At 66.1% G+C, this 22,815-nt stretch carries 14 protein-coding genes; 8 read left to right on the forward strand and 6 right to left on the reverse strand.

Annotation, left to right across the window (positions count from 1 at the left end; translation table 11 throughout):
• Positions 1-86: 86 nt before the first annotated feature.
• Positions 87-767 (reverse strand): hypothetical protein, encoded by a 681-nt coding sequence (locus ACOGXD_RS01045; protein WP_419916079.1) that lies wholly within the window; start codon positions 765-767, stop codon positions 87-89.
• A gap of 167 nt (positions 768-934) precedes the next feature.
• On the opposite strand from ACOGXD_RS01045, the gene ACOGXD_RS01050 reads away from it, so the two are divergent.
• From ACOGXD_RS01050 to ACOGXD_RS01070, 5 genes are all read left to right on the forward strand, one after another.
• Positions 935-2,389 (forward strand): amidase, encoded by a 1,455-nt coding sequence (locus ACOGXD_RS01050; RefSeq protein WP_419916080.1) that lies wholly within the window; start codon positions 935-937, stop codon positions 2,387-2,389.
• A gap of 63 nt (positions 2,390-2,452) precedes the next feature.
• Entirely contained in the window at positions 2,453-3,262 is an 810-nt protein-coding gene (locus ACOGXD_RS01055) for an alpha/beta fold hydrolase (RefSeq protein WP_419916081.1), read from the forward strand.
• 11 nt (positions 3,263-3,273) lie between these two features.
• Positions 3,274-4,437, forward strand: a complete 1,164-nt coding sequence (locus tag ACOGXD_RS01060; protein WP_419916082.1) for a CaiB/BaiF CoA transferase family protein — start codon at positions 3,274-3,276, stop codon at positions 4,435-4,437.
• A gap of 16 nt (positions 4,438-4,453) precedes the next feature.
• Positions 4,454-6,733, forward strand: coding sequence for a DEAD/DEAH box helicase (locus tag ACOGXD_RS01065; RefSeq protein ID WP_419916083.1), 2,280 nt, complete (start codon positions 4,454-4,456; stop codon positions 6,731-6,733).
• Positions 6,734-8,028: 1,295 nt separating this feature from the next.
• Complete coding sequence (locus ACOGXD_RS01070; RefSeq protein ID WP_419916084.1) at positions 8,029-8,709, forward strand: hypothetical protein; 681 nt, start codon at positions 8,029-8,031, stop codon at positions 8,707-8,709.
• A gap of 113 nt (positions 8,710-8,822) precedes the next feature.
• On the opposite strand, the gene ACOGXD_RS01075 is transcribed toward ACOGXD_RS01070, so the two are convergent.
• The 5 genes from ACOGXD_RS01075 to ACOGXD_RS01095 all read right to left on the reverse strand — a co-directional run bounded on the left by ACOGXD_RS01075 (position 8,823) and on the right by ACOGXD_RS01095 (position 15,249).
• On the reverse strand, positions 8,823-9,677 hold the full coding sequence (locus tag ACOGXD_RS01075; protein ID WP_419916085.1) for an acyl-CoA thioesterase: 855 nt from the start codon (positions 9,675-9,677) through the stop codon (positions 8,823-8,825).
• A gap of 80 nt (positions 9,678-9,757) precedes the next feature.
• The gene (locus tag ACOGXD_RS01080) at positions 9,758-11,230 is read right to left on the reverse strand and encodes an amidase (RefSeq protein ID WP_419916086.1); all 1,473 of its coding nucleotides are present in this window, start codon (positions 11,228-11,230) and stop codon (positions 9,758-9,760) included.
• 103 nt (positions 11,231-11,333) lie between these two features.
• A complete protein-coding gene (locus ACOGXD_RS01085; RefSeq protein WP_419916087.1) occupies positions 11,334-12,668 on the reverse strand; it encodes an aspartate aminotransferase family protein in 1,335 nt (444 codons plus the stop codon).
• Between the two features lie 80 nt (positions 12,669-12,748).
• On the reverse strand, positions 12,749-13,906 hold the full coding sequence (locus ACOGXD_RS01090) for an aromatic ring-hydroxylating oxygenase subunit alpha (protein WP_419916088.1): 1,158 nt from the start codon (positions 13,904-13,906) through the stop codon (positions 12,749-12,751).
• A gap of 8 nt (positions 13,907-13,914) precedes the next feature.
• Positions 13,915-15,249: an aspartate aminotransferase family protein gene (locus ACOGXD_RS01095; protein ID WP_419916089.1), complete on the reverse strand. Its 1,335-nt coding sequence runs from the start codon at positions 15,247-15,249 to the stop codon at positions 13,915-13,917.
• Positions 15,250-15,371: 122 nt separating this feature from the next.
• Between ACOGXD_RS01095 and ACOGXD_RS01100 the strand changes: the two genes are divergently transcribed.
• The 3 genes from ACOGXD_RS01100 (at position 15,372) to ACOGXD_RS01110 (ending at position 22,715) form a co-directional block, all read left to right on the forward strand.
• A complete protein-coding gene (locus tag ACOGXD_RS01100; RefSeq protein WP_419916090.1) occupies positions 15,372-19,424 on the forward strand; it encodes a hydantoinase B/oxoprolinase family protein in 4,053 nt (1,350 codons plus the stop codon).
• A 42-nt stretch (positions 19,425-19,466) separates the two neighbouring features.
• A complete protein-coding gene (locus ACOGXD_RS01105; RefSeq protein ID WP_419916091.1) occupies positions 19,467-20,264 on the forward strand; it encodes an alpha/beta fold hydrolase in 798 nt (265 codons plus the stop codon).
• Between the two features lie 150 nt (positions 20,265-20,414).
• Entirely contained in the window at positions 20,415-22,715 is a 2,301-nt protein-coding gene (locus ACOGXD_RS01110) for a xanthine dehydrogenase family protein molybdopterin-binding subunit (protein ID WP_419916092.1), read from the forward strand.
• Positions 22,716-22,815: the final 100 nt, after the last annotated feature.

Consider the following 22,815-nt stretch of genomic DNA (forward strand, 5'->3'; position numbering starts at 1 on the left):
TTGACGCCGTAGCCGCAATGAGAAGCATCATCGCCAAAGCGGTCACTCTGCGCCTCCTCATGACAACGTAGACCTCAAGCGTCTGCTCAACGACCAAGCACCGCTTGGGCTTCTACGACCTTCAGCGAAACTGGAGTCGGAACAATGACTGGCCCAGCGATCCCGCTCAGTCCGGTGTTTGAGGTCCAGCGCACTGTCCAGACCGTCTGCACGATGCCGCGGAAACGGCCAGTCAGCCCTGCAGTGGAAGCACGCTGGAACACGTGACTGCACAGCGAGCGAGTCCCGGGCACGAGCCACGGCAGGCCAGGACCCGGGCACGACACCAGCGGTGAACCGTCACCGGGCACCATCTGCAGGGTCACCGGCGTAGCGACGAGGGTGACCACGACCTTCCCGGCGGCGACGACGCGCACGATGGGCCGCCAGCTCGCAGCCGACACCCAGAACCACGTATCGATGCCGACCAATGTGCGCACCCTCTGCGCCGGCGGCGCGAAGAATGGCACCGGGCGCGGGAACGACAGCGACGACAGGCCCAAGTTGGCGGCCTTGCCGACGCGCTCGGCCTTGTGGGCAGGATCCCGGCTGTCCACCTCGATGCGCAGGTCTGCCAGCATCGGATCGCGTGCTGGTGGCCGCTCAGGTAGCGCTGAACTACCGCCCCGCAGTGACAGGGCGGGCCCCGCCGACGCCGCTGACGCCATCGGAAGGCCCAGCAGGCCCAGGCTCGTGCCCAGCAAGATGAACTTCGTGATATTTCGCATCAGCCTACAGTCGTGCCGCGGCACGCCGCAGACAAGCGATTTTCGGCATGCTGGCGCAGGCAGGCAGCAGGCGGATGCGGCGAACTAGGTTGCCTGCACCGTTCAACATGAACGTGGCCAGGACGAGCCCGGCCACCATCAACTTGTCAGTGCAGGAGGTCCGGCACATGGCCGTGGATGATTTCGCTTACGCCACGACTCTGGAGACTGCGGCCGCCATCGCCGCCGGGGATGTCTCCTCCAGGGAACTGCTCGAAGCGGCCCTCGCGAGGGTGGACAGCCTCGACGGTCCGATCAACGCCGTAGTGGCACTCGATGCGGAACGCGCACGGGCCGCAGCCGACGCAGCCGACGCAGCAGTGGCCCGCGGCGACGAGCTGGGGCCGCTGCACGGCGTTCCCATCACCATCAAGGACTCGTTCCAGACCGAGGGACTGGTCACGACCTCGGGCGCCCCGGCACTCGCCGACTTCGTGCCTGAGCGCGACGCCGATCCCGTCGCTCGCTACAAGGCTGCGGGGGCGGTGGTGTTCGCCAAGACCAACTTGCCGCTGTTCGCCGGCGACGCCCAGTCGTACAACGAGGTGTACGGCACCACCGCCAACCCGTACAACGTCGAGCACACCCCCGGCGGCTCCTCGGGCGGTTCGGGGGCGGCACTGGCTGCGGGTTATACCCCGCTCGAACTGGGCTCCGACATCGGCGGTTCCATCCGCATCCCGTCGCACTGGTCAGGAGTCACTGGGCACAAGCCCAGCTACGGCGTCGTGTCGGCACTGGGCCAGATCCCCGGCATGCCCGGCACGCTCAGCCAGGCCGACATCGCGGTTGCCGGGCCGATGGCACGTGACGTCGACGACCTGGAGATGGCCCTCGACATCCTCGCCGGGCCCGACGCGTGGAACTCCAAGGCGTATTCGCTCGACCTGCCGCCGACCCGCCACAGCGACATCTCCGACTTCCGGGTGGCGGTGTGGCTCGACGAGGAGCTGTGCCCGATCGACAGCCAGTACCGGGAGCTGCTGCTGGGCGCGGCCAGCGCGCTGGAACAAGCGGGCGCCCGGGTGGACACCGAGGCTCGGCCGTCGTTCACGTTCGAGAAAGCCGTCGACACGTTCCTGCACCTGCTGTCGGCCGCCGAGGCCGGCACATGGACGCTCGCCCAGCTGGAGGAGATCGCCTCGTCGAGCGATGAGCCTCAGGGCGATCTGGGCATCTGGTATGCCGCGATGCGCCACCGGGAATGGCTGAGCTGGCACGAGCGCCGGCTGCAGCAGCGCAGGCGCTGGGAGGAGTTCTTCACCGACTGGGATGTGGTGCTGCTGCCGGTGACGCCCACCGCGGCAGTCCGCCACGACCACAGCCGCCCCGCCACCAACCGCCGCATCACGGTGAACGGCGACAGCCGGCCCTACTTCGACATCATCAAGTGGATGGGGCTCACCGGCGTGTCATGGCTGCCCGCCACCGTGGTGCCGGTGGGAACCGTGCCTGCGGCCGGGGGCGATCTGCCCGTCGGGGTGCAGATCGCAGGACCATTCCTGGAGGACCGCACGACGCTGGCCGTGGGCCGCTTCCTGAACGAGGCGCTCGGCGGGTTCCAGCAACCGGCCGGCTTCTGAGCCACGCAGCGTTCGTTCTCCAGCCAAGAGCCGGAACCTCTTGCGAACCCGTCGCAGCGCGCCATGACCGCGGACGAAGAACGTCTTCACGCAGTCGTCCACGACGGCGAAGGCCCGCTGGCGCTGCTGGTGCACGGTGCGCTGGGCAGTCGCTCCTATTGGGACGACAACCTCGGCGCGCTGCAGGCGGTCTGCCGCCCGGTGGTGATCGAGCTGTGGGGGCACGGCAGGTCGCCCAGCCCTGCCGATCCCGAGCGGTACCGGCCGCACAGCTACGTGGCCGAATTCGAGCGGCTGCGCGTCGAACTCGGCGCTGAGCGGATCTGGATGATCGGGCAGTCGCTGGGGGCGGCGCTGGCCTTGCACTACGTGCTGGCGCACTCCGCTCACGTCATCGGCGCCGTGCTCACCAACTCGTCATCGGCTTTCAGCGAGCCCGCTGTGTGGGCGGAACGAACCGAGACGATGGTGGAAGAGCGGGCGCTCGAAGTCGAGGCGCACGGTGCCGAAGTGCTGCGCGACAGCTGGATCAACCCGGGGAGATCGACACGCATCTCGCCGGCGGTGCGCGCCAAGCTGGCCGGCGAATTCTCCGAGCACGATGCGACGGGGCTCGTCAACTCGTTCCGCTTCACCAATGCGGGAGTGCCGCTCGGGGAGCGCCTGGCGGACGTTGCCGTTCCCGTGCTGCTCACCAACGGCACCGAGGAGGGCCGCTTCCAGCAGCTCCTGCCGCGAGCGCACCGGATTCCCGGCCTCGAGATCGCCGAACTGCCGGCCTCGCATGCGGTCAATGCCCAGGACCCCGCAGGATGGAACGCCGCTGCCACCAGATTCATCCGGCAACACGCCGACACACTGCCCACCCGCTAGAGGAGGCACCCATGGGGACAGGACCGCTCGAAGGCATCACCGTCGTGGACGTCTCCAGCGCGGTCGCAGGCGCCTGGGTGTCGTCGCACCTTGCCGAGATGGGCGCCGACGTGGTGCTGATCGAGAAAGTGGGCGCCTCCGATGTCATGCGCCTGACCGGTGCGATCGTGGGTGATCAATCGGGCTGCTGGGTCCAGATGCACCGCAACAAGCGCGGCATCGACCTCGACATCCGCGACGAGCGCGGGCGCGAGATCTTGCTGCAGCTCGTCGAGGGTGCCGACGTGTTCGTCCAGAACTTCCGACCGGGGGTGGCCGAGCGCCTGCGCATCGGCTACGACGATCTCAGCGCTGTCAACCCCGATCTCGTCTACCTGTCGGTGTCGGGTTTCGGCCCCGACGGGCCTTATGCGCACCAACCGGTGTACGACCCGATCATCCAGTCGCTGTCGGGCATGACCGAGGCGCAGGGCGGCGACTTCGTCAAGTCGGCCACGGCCGACAAGACCACGGCGATGACGGGGGCGAACGCTGTCCTCGGGGCCTTGCTGGCGCGGGCGAACGGCGCCGGCGGCCAGCACGTCGAGGTCAACCTGCTCGACTCGACGCTGTCGTGGATGTGGCTCGACTATTTCTGGAACGAGTCGGTGCCCGACGCCACGCCCACGCCGTCCTACAGCGAGTGGTACAGCCCCTGGAAGACCACGGACGGTTGGGTGGGAGCAATCTGGCCGTCGGACGCGCAGTATGAGCGGGTGTGCGAGACGTTGGGCGTGCCGCACCTGGCCGACGATCCTCGCTTTGCCACTCGCGAGGCCCGGATACGCAACTCCAATGAGCACCAGCAGGAATTCGCCGAGCTGCTCGGCGAGTTCACCACGGCCGAAGCGCTCAAGCTGCTCGAGAGCGCCGACGTTCCCTGCGCGCCCGTGCTCGACATCACCGAAGTGTTCGATGACCCCCAGGTGCAGCACAACGGAACGGTGCTGACCCACCACCATCCCGTGGCGGGCCAGGTGCGCACCACCCGCTTTCCGGCCAAGTTCAGCAAGACGCCCACCGAGCTCGAGCGCTTGGCCCCGGCCAAGGGCGAGCACACCGATGAAGTGCTGGCCGAGCTGGGCCGCTCCCCCGCCGAGATCGCCGAACTTCGCAACGGCGGCATCGTCGCCTAAAGTTCGACATCCAATTATGAGCACTCTCAATATCGAACACTTCCTCCAGCGACTCCGTCAGAATGACGCCTTGCGAGACACGGACGCGATTGATACGCGTGAAGTCGGGCGCATAGAACCGAGCTGGGCAGCTGACTGGCCAAAAGGACTAGATCCTCAGGTGCGCGAAGCATTGCAGCAGTCGGGAATTGGTCAGCTATACCAACACCAGGCTCATGCAATGGAAATGGCACTCGCCGGTAACGACATCGTGTTGGAATCTCCGACGGCGAGCGGAAAGACGCTTTCGTTCACTGTGCCGATGTTACATGTGCTAAAACAAGTGCCGCGCTCCCATGCGATGATGATCTACCCGATGAAGGCGCTCGCATACGATCAACGTGAGCAACTCAGAAAAATCTGCGAGCCGCTCGACATCGAATCTTGGTCCTATGACGGTGACTCTGATGATGAACACAAGAGAGCTATACGTCAGCGACCGTCACAGATCTTGCTCACCAATCCAGAGTACTTGAATCAGTCATTCCTCGGAAGTCGAGATAGTTGGAACAAACACGCTGCTGGTGCCCGCTTCCTCAGAAATCTCCGATACATAGTCATCGATGAAATGCACGAGTACCGCGGGTACTTCGGAAGCAACATGGCTCTATTGCTTCGGCGATTCTTTCTATACTTGAAGAATATTGGAGCGCGGCCCCAAGTCTTCTTATCGACCGCCACCTGTGCAAACCCTCAAGAACATGCATTTGCGCTAACCGGCCGCAAGGTTGAACTTGTGTCTGCGCGCGATGCTATGCGGCCATTGCGACACTTCGTCTTCATTGAACCAGACATTCCCGAGTACAACTACTCTGAGATTCTCCGTATTCGAATTGAGCAAGCAGCTATATCCGTGCTCGAGCAAGGTCTCCAAACGCTCATCTTTTGTCCGACCAAGCGGTTCTTGGAAACGGCGCTCGGAAACGCTCGCAGGAAAGCCGTTGAGCTTGGGTTGGACCCCGAGACTGTGTCGGCATATCACGCCGACCTAAAATCGGACCAACGTCAGAGAATTCAAGAACTAGCGCAAAGCGGTGAAATCAGAGTCATATTCGCCACCAATGCCTTAGAGCTTGGTTTGGATATCGGTGGGATGGACGGCATTATCATGGCAGGCTTTCCTCCCAACATCATGTCGGCATGGCAGCAGGTTGGCCGTGCGGGGCGAAGCTGGGATAGAGATGCATTCTTGGTGTTCTATGCGATGAATGATCCGATAGATCGCTTCTTTGTCAGCAATCTTTCGGCTTTCTTGGACAAGCCTTTTGATGAACTCATCGCGGATCATGAAAATCCAGAGTTGATTAGGAAGCACTTACCTTCTTTAGTCGACGAGACGAACGGGCGATTGTCGACGCGGGACGAAGATGTTCTAGGCGCCGCGTTCTACGGTGCTGCTAAACAACAAGATGGGTTCGTGCCGAGCGGCACAAGCCCCCAGCAGCGTCTAAAACTCCGAGGAATGGCAGGGCAGTCATTCAGTTTACGTCGCGGAAATGAAGAGATTGGCCAGGTTTCGGCCATGAGACGATTCCGTGAGGCCTATCTCGGTGCGGTGTTTCCATTCTTCGGACGTCGTTATCTGGTAAGTTCGCATGAAGAACAAGCAATAGTGCTACAAGATTGCGAACCCCATCTGAAGACGGAACCGCGATTTTATTCGACGCTCTCCCGCTCTACAGTGTTTGACGGCTTTGGCTACGGCGACGTCAGAACCTACTATGGAAGTCTGGATATCACACTCAACTTCACCGGCTATAGGCTTGTTGACGAACGTAATGATGCGGTGCTACGCGAGGGGGGCAACGAAGATGCGCAGTTTATGAATAACCTACACTCACTGTGGATCGAGTTGCCGCGGAGCCAGCTCGGCACAGATGGGATCGGTGCACTGGAGCACATGCTCCGGGTGGGTTCTATGTTCGTTATACCTGTAGACCGATTCGATACGAGCAGTCACTCACGCGCTGGTGATGAACAAATGATCTACATCTATGAGAACTATCCTGGCGGCATCGGTGCAGCCAAGAAGCTGCTCCATACATGGGACAAAGCACTGCGTAAGGGAATGCAAATCGCTTCGGAGTGTCGCTGCACCTCAGGTTGTCAGCTATGTATTGAGCCAGCCAAGTCTTGGGACATCAGTAACGCCCATATCGACAAACTAAGTGGCATTGAGCTAGCCAAACGACTGCTCGCGTCTGCACAGCACGGTCCGACTCACATATTCGAAGATGGTCTCATGGTGCGTACTTGACAAATGCTCTAGGAATCCCGCTCTCGAGAAGTGACTTTCGTAGAGCCTGCAGGCGGAGTTATGTGCTTGGCACGCGAATACGACCACTAGAATTGGCCTTGAAGTATCGTCAAATGTGAATGCCGATACACATTGGGCTTCCCGGAGAATCTGGGGGGCATACGACGAGATGAAAACGAGCTATGCCAGAGACTCGAAGAAGGCTGGGCCCAGAGTTCCGCGCCGGTGCGGTGAGGATCGCGACGGAGACCGGCAAACCGATCACTGTGATCGCTCGTGATCTGGGGATTCATCTTTGGTCGCTGGGCAGCTAGGTTAAGACAGCGCAACAGCTAGCCGACGACGGGAACTGGGCCGCTCCCCGTTACGACAGCCGACCGCCGCAACGACCGCTTCGTGACCTGATGGGCGCCTGACGGGGCTCACACGCTGTACCGATGGCATAGAGCGATACGCTGATGTCGTGACACACGAGGAATTCGATGCTCCGCGAATACGCAGACATCGTAAGCCTGAAGGCAACATAGCCGACGACTCATTAGCAGGACTCGATCCGCATCCGCTGGTACGCCGACATACACGGCCACAAGCCCAGCAACCGTGCGCTCTGTGCGGCTCAACCGAGTTGGTGTGGAAAAAGACGAACAAGCTCGCGAAAGCGCTGTTTCTCACGCCTGCGCTACTGATGAAGGGAAAGCCGCACTGCGCTGGCTGCGGAACTGTGCGTCAAGCGTAGCCGCGGATGGCGGGAGGTCTCCGCACACCACCGGGGGTCCGCTATGGCGAGCGGCTGCTGGAGACACCCGTCAGCCAGTCGTGTACCCAACCTCCACAGCACCTCGCGCAGATTGCTCCGAGGTGCTAGGCAGCGGGACGAAGCTCAGGAGGTGAGCCTGTCCAGCTTGCTGGCAATTCCCTCCAAGAGTGCGCTGTGGCCGCTCAGGGTGTCGCTGACGCCACGCTGAGACTCCTCCAACCGGCCCAGACGCTCATTCGTCTTCTGCAAGACGCCCACCGAGCTCGAGCGGTTGGCTCCGGCCAAGGGCGAGCACACCGATGAGGTGCTGGCCGAGCTGGGCCGCTCCCCCGCCGAGATCGCCGACCTCCGCAACGACGGCATCGTGGGCTGAACGTCATGGCACCAGCAATTCGCCAGCAGGGTGCTGCGTCTCGCCGGTGTCATGCCGGCCCCAGCAGATCGCCGCGCTCTGGCAGAACGGCCAAACCCCGGCCGTGTGCCGAGGCAGGGACGGTTCCGGGGTTTCCACGAACGACGTTAGCGTCCGGCCACAATCATGGCAACAACCAGCTACCAGACACTCGCTCAACTCGTCACCAGCGAGCGGTTGCATCAATATCTGGCCGCGGCCAATGGCGATCATCAAGTCGCAACCGCACTGTATGACTGGAATGTCGCTGCGAGCGGTGCTCTTCTGGAGGACTTCGCCCGTCTTGAAGTGGTGCTGAGGAATGCATTCGATCGGTCGCTGCACCGTCTCTGCTCGCAACGGGGGTGGACGCAGCCGTGGTACCTCCAGCGCCATTGGTTCCCAGGCGAGACGAACGACGCCATCGGCCGTGCGCGCCAGCACGTGCGCAATGGAGGACGCTCCGAAACGCATGGCCGTGTCATAGCGGCATTGACGTTTGGATTCTGGCGGAGTCTGTGCGCCAAGCGCTACCTGACCACGCTGTGGGTGCCGGCGCTCGCGTCATCTCTCAGCGGCCATCCCGAGCGGGGCAACGTGCGAACGATCCGCGCCGGTGCCGACCAGCGCATGCGTTCGCTGAACGACCTCCGGAACCGGATCGCGCATCATGAGCCGGTGTTCGGGCGCGACCTGACAGCCGATCGTGAGCACATGCGGGAACTCATGAGCTGGGTGAGCCCAGCTGCACTCGCATGGTTCGACTCCGCGACCCGCACGGAGGCCATGCTCGATCAGCTCCCCGCTTCAGTGGCTGAGCCTGCGTGACACATGCTTCAGCAAGGCGGCTTGCGGAGACGTTGGCAATGGGGCTTCGACTCCGAGGACATAGCTCCAGTTCATTCTGTGACTCCTCGTTAGGTCACAACGGCCTGCGCTGATCAGAGGCGGGCGAGGGCTTCTTGGACTGCGGTCGCCACCAAGCGACCGTCTTGCCAGAAGCGGGCCTCGGCGGTGCCGCGATTGCCGCCTGCCATCAGCGGTCGCTGCTCGCAGTAGATCCACTCGTCGGCGCGGGCCGGAGCGTGGAACCACATGGCGTGATCCAGGCTCACCACCTGCACTTCGCTGTCCAGCCAGGTGACGCCGTAGGGCACGATGACGTTGTCGGCGAGACAGTCGTCGCTCATGTACGCGATGACCGCTTCGTGGATGGCCGGATCGTCGGGCAGCCGCCGAGGTGTGCGGAACCAGTAGTCGATGCCGCCGCGTGGCGAGGGCCCGGTCGGCGCCCATGGCGCGTGGGCCAGCCGGTATTCCACGGGGCGGGTCATGTACGACCACTGCTCGCCGAAGATCGGGCCCACCTCGGCGATGCACTCCTGGTAGGTCGGCAGCGACTCGGGCGGCGGCGCGTCGTCGGGCAACGGGCACTCGATGTCGACCTTGCCCGTCTCGGGAACGTGGAAGGTCGCCATCAGCTCGAAGATGAGCCGGTCGAACTGGTGGGCCTGCGCTCGACGGCTGCAGAACGCCCGGCCGTCGCGTACGCGGTCGACCGTGTACTCCACCTCTGCCATGCCGTCGCCGCCCCGCAGGAACACGGCATGCACCGAGTTCATCAGCCGACCTTCCTCCACGGTGCGCTGCGCCGCGACCACCGCCTGCGCAAGCACATGGCCGCCGTACAGCCCGAACTCGTCGAAGCCGGAGCCCTTGCCCCGGAACGTGTCGGCCCCGTCGCCGTTGCGCTGCAGGTCCAACTGGTCCAGCAGTTCGTCCAGGGCCGCGTTCACGGCCCCTGTGCTGTTTGTCGCGGAGGTGTCTGTCGCGGGGGTGTCTGTCACGGCCTAGTTCTCTAGCAGACCACGCGCCGTTACTCGTAGCCGGGGGGCGAGACGAAACCGCCGAGGGTGCGTTCGATGAGCGACGCATAGCGGATGCCACGCCGGTCGCCCAGGTGCGGCGCAACGATCTGCATGCCCACGGGGAGATTCAACCCGTCACCTGTCAATCCCACGGGGGCGACGGTGCCGGGCAGGTACACGCTGCAGCTCCAACCCGCCCAGAAGAGCTGGTCCACGCCCAGCTCCTGGCGGCCGTCGATGTCGATGGTGCGCGACGGCCGGGTGCCGGTGTGGTCGTGCACGAATGCCGCCGATGCGGCGATCGGGCACAGCAGCAGGTCGTAATCGTCGAAGAACCTCGCCCACGCGGCCCGGTAGCCCTCGCGCGTGTTGTGGTGCATGAACCACTCGCGGTGGCTCATGGTCATCGCGTAGTCGACCAGCGATTGGTAGTCGCCGTCGCCGTCGTTGTACCGGTGGGCACGCGACTGCGCGTCGTTCCACATGGCGTCGTCGGCCAGCGCGCCGGTGGCGGCGCGCAGCAGCATCAGGTAGTTCTCGTGGAACTCGTGCTGGTCGATGTCGGGTGTGGCTTCGCTGACATCGGCGCCGACGGCCGCCAGCGCATCCACCGCCCGCTGCAGCGTGTCGATCATGGCCGTCGAGTTGCGGATCACCGGCGTGTCGAGCATCACGCCCACCCGGAACGCCCCGAGCGTGTCGCGATGCTCGGGCTCCAGCGCCACGCTGTAGCCGTGCGCGTCGAGACCGGCCGGCCCGGCGAGCACATCGAGCGCCACATCTAGGTCGGCAGCGCTGCGTGCCAGCGGGCCGCAGACGGCAATGTCGCTGCCCACCAGCGCACCCGGCACCGCGTGACCCCCATCGGGCACCAGACCGAAGGTCGGCTTGTGGCCGAACACGCCGCAGTAGTGCGCCGGGTTCCGGATGGACGCGCCGATGTCGGAGCCCAGTTCCAGCGAGGCCATGCCGGTCGCCAAGGACGCCGCTGAACCGCCCGACGAGCCGCCCGGCGTGCGGATGAGGTCCCACGGGTTGTTGGTGCAGCCGTAGATGTCGTTGAAGCTCTGCCAGTCGCCCAGCATCAGCGGCACATTGGTCTTGCCCCAGATCACCGCCCCGGCATCCAGGTATCGCGTCACCGTGACCGCATCGGTGCCGGCCACATTGTCAGCCCATGCCGGATTGCCCCACGTGGACGGTGTGCCCGCCCAGTCGAAGGCTTCCTTGATGGTCATCGGCACGCCGTGCAGGGGTCCCCAGCACTCCCCCGCTGCGAGCGCCGCGTCGGCCTCGGCCGCCCGTCGGCGCGCCTCGTCGATCTTGGTCACGATCACCGCGTTCACCGCAGGGTTGAATCTCTCGTAACGATCCAACGCGCCCTCGAGCGCCTCGACGGCGGACACCTTGCCCTGCCGGATTTGCGAAGCCAGCTCGACCGCCGGCAGAAGGTTCGGATCTGTGTTGTTCGCGCCTGTCATCGTGCCGAGGCTATGAGGCTGAGCCTCAGGGCCCTAGCGGCCCGGGAGCGCAGCGAACAAGAGCGGGAGACAGCCGGCTGGATGGGCTGCCGCGGCGCCGGGTTCAGCCGGGCAGCGCTGCGGTGGCCGCCGCCAACAGATGTGCGATGTCGTCGTCGCTCATGGCCAGGCTGAGACTGCCGAAGCCTCCGCCGGACAGGTACACACCGCCCGCCTGGATGGCGTGCTCGAACCGCTCGACTTCAGCGGCTTCATCGCTGCTGAGGTGGGCGTCGCGGTAGTTGCGGATGTGCCTCGTGTGGGGATGAACCTTGAACAGGCTCCCGCGGCCGGTCACCTGCCAGTCGACTCCAGCCCGCTCGAAGGCCGAGCGCAGGCCGCTGCGCACGGCCTCGCCCATCTCGTCCAAGCGATCGAAAGCAGCGTGATCAAGTTGGTTCATGGTCGCAAGGCCGGCGACCATGGTGACGGGGTTCGCCGTGAACGTCCCGCCCGAGGGCACCTTGGCCCGAGCGCCGCCGGTCCGCGCAAACGTCGACATCGGCCCCTCCCGGCCGGCGACCCCGCCGACGGGGAAACCGCCGCCGATGATCTTGGCCACGGCGGTGATGTCGGGGTCGATGCCCAGCAGCGTCTGCGCTCCGCTGTAACCCAGCCGGAACGAGATCACCTCGTCGAGCACCAGCAGAGCGCCAACGTCACGGGTTGCCTCGCGCACCGCAGCGATGAACTCGGGCTCAAGCGTCGGCAGCCCGACCTGGCTCGGCATCACGTCGAGCAGCACGGCAGCCAACCGGTCGCCCTGGCGTTCGATGGCCGCACGGGCACCCGCGGCGTCGTTGAAGTGGATGATGCCGACCTCTTCGATCACCGAATCCGGCGTGCCCGATGCGTAGGGCACCGTAGCCGGCGCCGCGGCATCGCCCCAGTTGGTGGGATCGGACGCCAGGCTGGCCTCCGCGTGGTCGTAGGTGCCGTGATAAGCGCCTTCCACCTTGATGACGTTGGGCCGGCCCGTGAACGCTCGGGCGGCCTTGAGCGCGCCCATCACCGCTTCGGTGCCGGAGTTGCAGAACCTGATGAGCTCGAAGCTCTCGACGCGGTCGCACAGCAGCGAAGCGAGCTCGATCTCGATGTCGCACGCCAGCGCGAACGCGGTGCCTCGCGCCATCTGCGCGCTCACGGCCTTGACGATGGCGGGATTGGCGTGCCCCATGATGAGCGACGTGAAGTTGTTGTTGCAGTCGAGGTAGCGGTTGCCGTCGACATCGGTGACCCAGGCGCCCTCGCCGTGGTCGACATAGATCGGGTTCGGCCGCCGTAGCAGCGTGGCGCGTGACACGCCGTCGGGGATCCACTGTTGCGCCCGCGCATACAGCGCAGCCGACTGTGCCTCTGAGCGCTGCTCGCCGGCGGTGGCGCCATTGGGTGCTGTCATCGGCTCAGTGTCGCAGAACCGATCGCACCGGCGACTGATCTGCCCGCCGCCTTCACCGCCCGCTGGATCGCTGAGGTGAGCTAGATGGCGCCGGCGCGGCGGTAGGCATCCAGCACGAGCCCGTGGAAGTGGTGCACGCCGTGCTCGGAGAGCCCGGAGCCGTCTGGATCGCACACGATGCGGCCCTGGCTGAACGCCGGGGTGCGCATGCCCTGCTGGACGCTCTCGACGATGCCGATGTCCTCGGGTTGGAGGATCTCGTCGATGTAGCGCATCGACTCGATGTCCCCTGGATTCAGCTCCGCCGATTCGAAGTAGAAGTCGATCGTCTCGTGAGTCGTCTCGGGCCCGGTGGGCACCATCTGCATGATGCTGAAGTTGCCTCGACCCGGGTAGCGCATCAGGCAGGTGTTGGGCCACAGCCACCACACGGCGAGATCCTTCACGCTGGAGCCCTCGACGTCGTAGGCCGAGTTGTCCGAGTGGCCTGCCCGTGCCATGTGGCTGGAATAGATGCCGTGCGTGGTGACCCGATAGGTGTCCATCTCCACCAGCGTCACGAAGTCTGGGTGGGCGATATGGCAGTGGTAGCACTCGAGGAAGTTGTCGACCACGTTCTTCCAGTTGGAGGCGATCTCGTAGCTGAAGCGCCGGACGTGGGTCAGCTCGGCCACGTCGGGCGCCCAACGCGCGATCTCGGCGCCGAAGTCACCGGATTGGACCGCCAGCGACTCGGCATCGGGGTCGAGGTTGACGTAGACGAAGCCGCCGAACTCCTCCGCCCGGACTGCCTGCAGGCAGATCTGCGAGGGGTCGAACCCCGGCACCCGGTCAGTCTCGCGGGCCCGGTGCAACTGGCCCGACAGGTCGTAGGCCCAGCCGTGGTAGGGGCACACGATGCTGCCGGTGTTGCCGGCCCCGGCAAGCACGTGATGCGCCCGGTGCTGGCAGACGTTGTAGAAGGCTCTCAGCTCGCTGTCGTTGCCTCGCACCAGCGCGATCGGCATGCCGGCGACCTCCAGCGCGACGTAGTCGCCGGGGTGGCGCAGCGACTCGACGTGGCACACCCACTGCCAGCTGCGAGCGAATACCTCACGCTGCTCGATGTCGTGCCAACGCTGGGAGATGTACGCATCGGCATGCAATGACAACGAGTTGGCAGGGTCGGGGTCGTACCCCGCATCGATGGGGATCGGGGCGGCGGGAGCCGCGGCCAGCACAGCCTGCATGTCGGTCATCACACGAATTATGGGCCCGGCAGCGATGCTTCGGCGGCCCCGAGGAAGTGTTCGATGTCGTCGTTGCTCGTCGCGAGGCTCAGGCAGCCCAAGCCTTCGGCGATGAAATAGACGCCGTGTGACTGCATGCGCCGGCCGAAGTCGGTGATCTCGACGGTCTCGTCGCTGGAGAGGTGCGAGTCGCGGTAGTTGCGGATGGTGCGGCGGTGCGGGTGCACACGGAACAAGCTGCCGGCGCCGGTGATCTGCCATTCCAAGCCAGCGCGATCGAAGAGCGACCGCAGGCCTGACCGCACGTTCTCGCCGATCGTGTCCAGCCGAGCGAAGGCGTCACGGTCGAGCAGCCTCATCGCCGCGTGGCCGGCCGTCATGGTGATGGGATTCGCAGCGAACGTGCCACCCGACGGCACCTTGGCCCGGTTTCCCGCCACGCGGACGAAGGTCTCCATGGGGCCCTGGCGGCCAGCGATGGCACCCACCGGGAAACCCCCGCCGATGATCTTGGCCAGCGTAGTGATGTCGGGGTCGATGCCCAGCTTCGTCTGCGCCCCGCCGTAACCCAGCCGGAACGAGATGACCTCGTCGAGCACGAGCAGCGCGCCCACCTCTCGCGTGGTGTCGCGGATCGCTTGGAGAAACTCGGGCTCGATGACCGGCATGCCCACCCTGTTCGGCATCACATCCAGCAGCACCGCAGCCAGCCGGTCGCCGCCACGGCGAATGGCGGCGCGGGCACCCTCGACATCGTTGAACGAGATGATGCCCACCTCATCTTCCACCGATGCCGGCGTGCCGGCGGCGTACCGCACCGTCGGCGGCGCAGCCGCATCGCCCCAGTTCGTGGGATCGGGTGACTGGCTGGCCTCGGCGTGGTCGTACGTGCCGTGATAGGCGCCCTCCACCTTGATGACGTTGGGCCGCCCGGTGTAGGCGCGGGCTGCTTTGAGGGCGGCCATGACCGCCTCGGTGCCCGAGTTGCAGAAGCGGATGAGCTCGAAGCTCTCGACACGCCCGCACAGCAGTTCGGCCAGATCCACCTCGGCGTCGTTGGGAAACGAGAAGGCCGTGCCCCGCGACATGCGCTCATGCACCGCCGCGGCAATCGTCGGATCGGCGTGACCGACGATGATGGACGCGAAGTTGTTGTTGCAGTCCAGGTAGCGATTGCCGTCCACATCGGTCACCCACGCGCCGTCGCCGTGATCGACGTAGATGGGGTGCCCGCCCTTGCGCAGCAGCGTGTCCCGCGACGTCCCGTCGGTGATAGACCGCCGCGCACGCTCGTACAGCGCTGCGGAGTGGTCCGTGCGCCACGCCGCCGCCCCGGTTGGCGACGCCGTCATGGGCGCCGTGCCTGTTCGAGCATCGGCCAAGTCTGTCACCGGTCCCGGTTGCCATCCGGTTTGCTGCGCCCGGGGACGCGTCTCAGGCGTCATTGCGGAGCCTCGGATGCGAGACTGATCAGATGACGACGCGAGCGGCTCCTGCCGCCCAGAACGGCAGCGGCAGCACGCCGGGGCGGCCTGCCGCGCCATGGCGCATTGGCGTGGATGTCGGCGGCACCTTCACCGACCTGGTGCTCGCCGATGCACAGGGCGCGACCTGGGTGGCGAAGGTTCCCTCAGTGCCTGCCGATCCCAGCCGCGGGGTGCACGCGGCGCTGGCCCGCCTCGCCGTGGATCTCGGCATGCCGTTAGACGAGGTGCTTGCCGGCTGCGCCCTGTTCGTGCACGGCTCCACCGTCGCCACCAACACGATGCTGGAGGGCACCGGCGCGGTCGTCGGGCTGATCGCCACCGAGGGATTCCGCGATGCGCTGGAGATCCGCCGTGGCCTGCGAGAGGACCAGTGGAACCACCGGGCGCCGTTTGCCCCGGTGCTCGTGCCGCGCTACTTGCGGGCCACGCTGGGCGGGCGTATCGATGCCGACGGCAGCGAACACGCTCCGCTCGACCTGGAGGGCTTGGGCCCGGTGCTCGAGCACTTCGACAGCCACGATGTTGAGGCCGTGGCCATCGCATTCATGAACTCGTTCGTGAACGACGCCCACGAGCGTGCGGCCGCCGAAGCAGTGAGCGAGCAGTGGGACGGCACGTGGGTCACCACTTCGACAGCGGTCTCATCGCTGATGGGCGAATACGAGCGAACGTCCACCGCCGTGGTCAACGCTTCGCTGTCGCCGAAGATCGTCTCGTACCTGCGCAAGCTGAACGACGAGCTCGCCGCGGCCGGATTGCGCCACTCGATCCTGCTCGTCCAGTCCAATGGCGGCGCTGCGTCGGTCGATCAAGTGTCCGAGCGGCCCGTCAACCTGCTGCTCAGCGGCCCCGCTGCCGCGATCGGTGCGCTGAACCTGTATCGCGACGCCACCGATGCTGCGCTCGTCACCGACGAGAACACCTCGGCGGTCGCCGGGAACCTGATCTCGATGGAGATCGGCGGCACGTCATGCGACGTGTTGCTGATGTCGGGCGGCGAGGTGGACACCCGCGACGACATCATGATCGCCGGCTACCACGTCTCCACCCCGGCGATCGACATTCACACGATCGGCGCTGGCGGCGGCACCATCGCCGGAGTCGACGAGGCCGGCCTGCTCTACGTAGGGCCGCAGGGCGCGGGCGCCGATCCAGGCCCTGCCTGCTACGGCCACGGCGGCACGCTCCCGACGGTCACCGATGCGCAACTCGTGCTCGGCCGGCTGCGACCGGGCAAGTCGGCGGGCGGCACGCTCGACCTCGACATCGACGCCGCCCGTGAAGCGATCCGCACCCATGTTGCCGGGCCGCTCGGCATGACCGTCGAAGAGGCCGCCGCCGGCATCGTGGAGGTGGTCGAGCAGCACCTGCTCAGCGCCACCGAGCACATCTCGATCGAGCGGGGTCACTCGCCCCGGCGCTTCACGATGGTGGCCGCCGGCGGCGCCGGCCCGATGCACGGTGCCTCGGTGGCCGCGGGACTTGGCTGCGAGCGCGTGTACGTGCCCCGCGACGCCGGCGCGCTCTGTGCGATCGGCATGCTGCACTCCGACGTTCGCCAGGATTTCACCCGCTTCTTGATGGGTTCGCTCGACGAACTGGATCTCGCCGAGATCGATGCTGGGTTCGAGGCCCTGCGTGCCCAAGCTCTCGACGTGATGGATGGGGAGGGCTTCGCGGCCAGCCAGGTGACGCTCGATTGCGAACTGGAGCTGCATCACCCGGGCCAGCTCTGGACGATCCGCGTTCCGGCCTACGGCGACGACCCGTCCACGATTGACGCGGCAGCAGTGCGCGGCGCCTTCGAAACCGAATACCAGCGGCTGTACGGCCACGTCCAGCAGGACGGCACGATCATGGTGGCCTCGCTGCGCCTGGTGGCACGGGCGAGCACCGGTGACGTGGCCACCTCCGAGACGGCGCCCGCAGAGAGCGATCCGGAGCCCATCGAGACGCGCTCGGTCTGGCACGGCCCGTTCGGCTGGTGCGACACGCCGGTGTTCGACGGCGACGTACTGCGGCGCGGCCACACGATCATGGGGCCGGCACTCGTCGAGGAGCTGACCACGACAGTCGTGGCGCGACCGGGCGACCGGCTGTGGGTGGACGCGAACGGTGACCTGTTCATCGACCTGGCACCCGCCGACGAGACGGAGAGCGCCGCAGGGTCAGGCGATGCGGCCGTGTCTCGCAGCGTCCAATCGGGCCGAGCCCGCAGCGAGTCGAACGGGGTCGAGCTGGACCCGATCGTGCTTGCCGTCATGCAGAACCGGCTCGACCAGATCAGCAAGCACATGGGCTGGGTGATGACGCGTACGGCGCGCAGCACCATTTTCAGCCAGAGCCATGACTTCTCCTGCTACGTGACCACGCCCGACGGGACGCTCGTGGCCAATGCCGACGGCATCCCCATTCACACCGGCGGCGGCGGGTTCGCGGTGCGTGCGCTGCTGAAGCGCTACGAGGGCCGCATCAACCCCGAGGACGTCTTCCTGCTGTCGGATCCCTACGTGGCCGGTGGCAACCACCTGCCCGACTGGGTCATCGCCAGGCCGGTCTTCGTCGCCCGCGAGGGCGAGCATGGGCATAGCACCGACGGGGGCAGCGACGGCGGTGCGCCCACGCTGGTCGGTTTCTGCTGCAACCGGGCCCACCAGTCCGACATCGGCGGCGGGCTCGCCGGCACCTACAACCCCGAGGCCACCGAGATCTGGCAGGAGGGCATCCGGCTGCCGGTGATGAAGCTGATCGAAGCCGGAAACGTCCGCGATGACCTGTGGGAGCTGCTGCTCATCAACTGCCGGACGCCCGAACTGCTCGACGGCGACCTGCTGGCGATGCTGGGCTCCACACGCATCGGCGCGGAACGGGTCCTCGGACTGGTCGCCGAACTGGGCGTCGAGCCCTACCTGGCCTACCTCGACGGCGTGCTCACCCACGGCGAACGGCGCATGCGCACCGCCATAACAGAGCTGCCCGACGGCACGTACTACGGCGAGGACCGCACCGACAACGACTGCTTCGGCCCAGCCGACATCGCCGTACGAGTCCACCTGAGCGTCGAGGGTGACGAGATGAGGCTCGACTTCACCGGCACCGATCCGCAGATCGAGGGCTTCAAGAACAGCTCGCTGGCCAACACTTACTCGTCGGTGTTCCTAGCGGTGTCGTCGTTCTTCGACACGTCGATCCCGCGCAATGAGGGCACCTACCGGCCGGTGACGATCATCGCCCCAGAAGGCAGCATCGTGAACGCCCTGCCGCCGGCGCCGATGACGATGAACACAGTTTTCGTTGCCCACGAGATCGTGATCGCAGTGTGGCAGGCACTCGCGCAGGCCGACCCCGACCGGGCCTGCGCCGCGTGGTCCAAGACCATGCACGGCCATGTCGCCGGGCGCCGCGACGACGGCACCACCTGGGTGATGTACCAGTGGCATGCCATGGCCACGCCCGGCGCGACGGCCGAGCGCGACGGCTTCCCGCAGATGGGGCACCTCATCACGCTCGGCGGCCTCGACCTGCCGAACCTGGAATTCCACGAGCAGATGTACCCCGTGCGGTATGTCCGCCACGAACAACGCTGCGACAACGCCGGGCCGGGCCAGCGGCGCGGCGGCACCGGGGTGCGGTACGAAGCCGACATTCTTGAGCCCGCCATCTGGTCATTCCGGGCCGAGGGGCTGGACACGCCGTCGGGGCACGGTGTGCGCGGTGGCGGCACCGGCGGGATCGGCTTGGAGTGGATCGTCCCCGTCGACGTTGAGGCCGATGGCCCGACATTCGTGCCGCCCAAGTACGGCGTGAAGCGGATGGGTCCTGCACGCATGATCGCCGACACGCCCGGCGGGGGCGGCTGGGGCGACGCATTCGAGCGTGAGCCCGGCGCAGTGCTGCGGGACGTGATGGACGACGTTGTCAGCGTCGAGGGCGCCCGTCGTGACTACGGCGTGGTGATCGGCGACGATGGCCGATCCGTCGATGTCGAGGCCACCGCTCGACTGCGTGCAGACGGTCCGACCGCTTCAACGACCGCCTGACCCCCCAAAGAATCCTGATTCCCTGACAGGGAGACGTTCGCAATGACGCTCGTGCTCGTTCACGGCAACCCCGAGACAACCGCCATCTGGGATCCGATGCGCGCCGCCCTCGAACGCCACGGCATCGGCCCCTCCGACGTCGTGGCACTGTCGCCCCCTGGGTTCGGCGTGCCCGCGCCCGACGGATTCGGCGCCACCATGAACGAGTACCGGGACTGGCTCGCAGCCGAGCTGGAGCAACTGCTCGCGGCAGGCGCTGAGCACGTGGACCTGCTGGGGCACGACTGGGGCGGCGGGCATGTCATGCGCATCGCCATGGAGCGCCCGGACCTCATTCGCTCGTGGTGCACCGACGTCATCGGCCTGTTCGATCCCGACTACGTCTGGCATGACGCGGCACAGCTGTGGCAGACCCCGGAGGGGGACGCCTCCATCGAGCGCATGATCAGCCGTCCTGACGCCGAACGAGTCGCCTTCTACGCGGGGCTCGGCATGGGACCCGAGGTTGCCGAAGCCGTGGTGCCCCACATCAACGCCGACATGGGCCGGTGCATCCTGGCGCTCTACCGCGATGCTGCTCAGCCCGCCATGGCCGACCTGGGCTTCAACATTGCTGCTGCCGGCCGACGGCCCGGCCTGTGCATCCTGGCGGCAGGCGATCACTTCACCGGCGGAGGTGTCATGCACCGCCGCATCGCCACCCGCGCCGGTGCCCGAGTCACCGAGTTGCTGGATGTGGGCCACTGGTGGATGTGCGAGAACCCGGGCCTCGCAGCGCACACCGTGGCGAGCTGGCTGGCATCGCTCGACAGAGCCGCCACCGCTCAAGCCAACGACTGATCAGCCTGCCTGGCTACCCATCCTGCGGCGCACAGCGCCAAGTGGGCGTTGGGCTACTGTCGCGGCTGACGCCCGGTCGTGCTCGGCCGGGCACACCGTTCTGAATGCAATCCGGCGCCCCGCGGGGTGCCAGCCACAAGGGGGCAAGCGATGGCCGCATCGGGTTCGATCCTGGGGAATCCTGTTCAGCGCCGGGAGGATCCCGGGCTGCTGACCGGGGCGAATCACTATGTCGACGACCTCGACATCGACGCGGCGAAGATCGCCTTTGTGCGCTCGCCCGAAGCCCACGCCGAGATCACCTCGGTCGACACCTCTGAAGCAGCGTCGATGCCGGGTGTGCTGGCGGTGTACACGGCCGACAACATGGACATGGACGCCTTCCAGGGCTTCCCGATGATCGACGTCGCGTACAACCGGCCGCCCTTGGCGTCTGGTCGCGCGCGCTACGTCGGCGACCTCGTTGCGGCGGTGGTGGCTGAATCCCAGAGCCAGGCCAACGACGCCGCCGAGATGGTGAGCGTGGAGTACAGCTCGCTGCCAGTCGTCTCCGATATTGAGGCTGCGCTGTCGCCCGACTCGCCGGTTGTCTGGGAGGGCCAGGACTCGAACGTCTGCTTCGCCCACATCGCCCCCGATGAAGAGGTGCAGGACTCGAGCGATCCCTTCGACGGGGCCGACGCGGTGGTGTCCGAGCGCATCGTCACCCAGCGGTTGGCCGGCGTGCCGATGGAGCCGAATGGCTGCGTCGCCGTGCCGGGAGACGGCGGCTCGATGACCATGTACCTGTCGACGCAGGCCGCACACTCGATGCGTGATGCGCTCGCCCCAGCGCTCGGTCTCGAGGCCGACCAGCTGCGGGTCATCGCCCCATGGGTCGGCGGCGGCTTCGGTCCCAAGGCCGCCTGCTACGTCGAGTACATCGTGGCGGGCAAGGCAGCCCAAGCGCTTGGCCGTCCGGTCCGATGGACCGAGACCCGCACCGAGAACATGCTCTCGATGGTGCAGGGCCGCGCCATGGTCATGAACGCCGAGATGGGCATCCGCAGCGACGGCAGCATCGTCGGGCTGCGGGCCAACGTGGTGGCCGACGCCGGGGCCTACCCGGTGATCGGGGCGATCCTGCCGCTGCTCACCGGCATGCTCTCCCAAGCGGTGTACGACATCCCCATCATCCACTTCAAGGCCTACACCGTCATCACCAACACCACGCCGATCGGGGCCTACCGGGGAGCGGGACGGCCTGAAGCCACCCAGATGGTGGAGCGCATTGTTGACAAGGCGGCTGCCGCCATCGGCATGGATCCCGCAGAAGTCCGCCGCAAGAACTACCTCCAGCCCGACGCCTTCCCCGCCGAGCTGCAGACCGGTGTTGTGTACGACTCGGGCGAGTACGAGCGGTCGCTGGACGCGGTGCTCACAGCATCGGGTTACTCAGACCTGCGCGCCGAGCAGCAAGCCCGGCGTGACGCCGGCGACTCGAAGCTGCTGGGCATCGGCGTGTCGTCGTACGTGGAGATCACCGCCCCGGTGGGCCTGCACGTGGAGTACGGCAGCACCGAGGTACACGAAGACGGCACGGCCACGATCCGGGTGGGCACCTCCAGCCACGGGCAAGGTCACGCCACGGCGTTCGCCCAGATCGTCGAGGGTGTGCTGGGCATTTCCATGGACGACGTGACCCATGTCGACGCCGACACTGCCGAGGTGCCCTCTGGCGCGGGCACTCTCGGGTCGAGGTCACTGCAAACGGCTGGCTCGGCGGTGTACCTGTCCAGCCAGGCTGTGCTGGAGAAGGGCAAGCAGCTCGCCGCTCACCTGCTCGAGGCCTCTGCCGATGACATCGTGGTTGCCGAGGGCGGCCTGGCGGTGGCCGGCGTGCCCACCAGCTCGGTGAGCTGGGCCGACATTGCCAAGCTGGCCAACGACGACAGCGCTCGGCCGTCGGGTCTCGATGCGGGCCTCATGGCTGAAGAGAACTTCGACGGATCCGATGCGACTTTCCCGTTCGGCTCTCACGTGGCCGTAGTGGAGATCGACAGCGACACCGGCGAAGTCGAGCTGCTGCGCCATGTGGCGGTCGACGACTGCGGCACCATCATGAACCCGCTCATCGTGAACGGCCAGCAGCACGGCGGCATTGCCCAGGGCATCGCCCAGGCGCTGTTCGAGCACGTCGAGTACGACGACGACGCGAACCCGCTGAACGCCAGCATGATGGACTACCTGATCCCCTCGGCCGCCGAGTTGCCGAGCTTTGAGGTGTCCAACACCGAGACCGCCAGCCCCCGCAACCCGCTGGGTGCCAAGGGCATCGGTGAGTCGGGCACGATCGGCTCCACGCCGGCGGTGCACAACGCGGTGTGCGATGCGGTGGCCCACTTGGGCATCGACCACATCGATATGCCCTGCAGCCCCCAGAACGTCTGGCGAGCACTCCAGAGCGCCTGAGCCCGCACGGCGCACGATTCCTCGCCTGCGAGGGCGCGCGCCTTCCCGGACGAAGCGCCGGGCAATGACGTAGCCTCTGTGCTCGCACACGCAGCGTGAC

The organism is Candidatus Poriferisodalis sp. (genome assembly GCF_965204125.1).
GTDB lineage: Bacteria > Actinomycetota > Acidimicrobiia > Acidimicrobiales > Poriferisodalaceae > Poriferisodalis.

Excerpts from the sequence above, each read along its gene's own strand:
- ACOGXD_RS01100 (WP_419916090.1), top strand. The coding sequence starts at position 15,372 with ATGACGACGCGAGCGGCTCCTGCCGCCCAGAACGGCAGCGGCAGCACG.
- ACOGXD_RS01065 (WP_419916083.1), top strand. The coding sequence starts at position 4,454 with ATGAGCACTCTCAATATCGAACACTTCCTCCAGCGACTCCGTCAGAAT.
- ACOGXD_RS01055 (WP_419916081.1), top strand. The coding sequence starts at position 2,453 with ATGACCGCGGACGAAGAACGTCTTCACGCAGTCGTCCACGACGGCGAA.
- ACOGXD_RS01045 (WP_419916079.1), bottom strand. The coding sequence starts at position 767 with ATGCGAAATATCACGAAGTTCATCTTGCTGGGCACGAGCCTGGGCCTG.
- ACOGXD_RS01110 (WP_419916092.1), top strand. The coding sequence starts at position 20,415 with ATGGCCGCATCGGGTTCGATCCTGGGGAATCCTGTTCAGCGCCGGGAG.
- ACOGXD_RS01080 (WP_419916086.1), bottom strand. The coding sequence starts at position 11,230 with ATGACAGGCGCGAACAACACAGATCCGAACCTTCTGCCGGCGGTCGAG.
- ACOGXD_RS01085 (WP_419916087.1), bottom strand. The coding sequence starts at position 12,668 with ATGACAGCACCCAATGGCGCCACCGCCGGCGAGCAGCGCTCAGAGGCA.
- ACOGXD_RS01095 (WP_419916089.1), bottom strand. The coding sequence starts at position 15,249 with ATGACGGCGTCGCCAACCGGGGCGGCGGCGTGGCGCACGGACCACTCC.
- ACOGXD_RS01060 (WP_419916082.1), top strand. The coding sequence starts at position 3,274 with ATGGGGACAGGACCGCTCGAAGGCATCACCGTCGTGGACGTCTCCAGC.
- ACOGXD_RS01105 (WP_419916091.1), top strand. The coding sequence starts at position 19,467 with ATGACGCTCGTGCTCGTTCACGGCAACCCCGAGACAACCGCCATCTGG.
- ACOGXD_RS01070 (WP_419916084.1), top strand. The coding sequence starts at position 8,029 with ATGGCAACAACCAGCTACCAGACACTCGCTCAACTCGTCACCAGCGAG.
- ACOGXD_RS01090 (WP_419916088.1), bottom strand. The coding sequence starts at position 13,906 with ATGACCGACATGCAGGCTGTGCTGGCCGCGGCTCCCGCCGCCCCGATC.
- ACOGXD_RS01050 (WP_419916080.1), top strand. The coding sequence starts at position 935 with ATGGCCGTGGATGATTTCGCTTACGCCACGACTCTGGAGACTGCGGCC.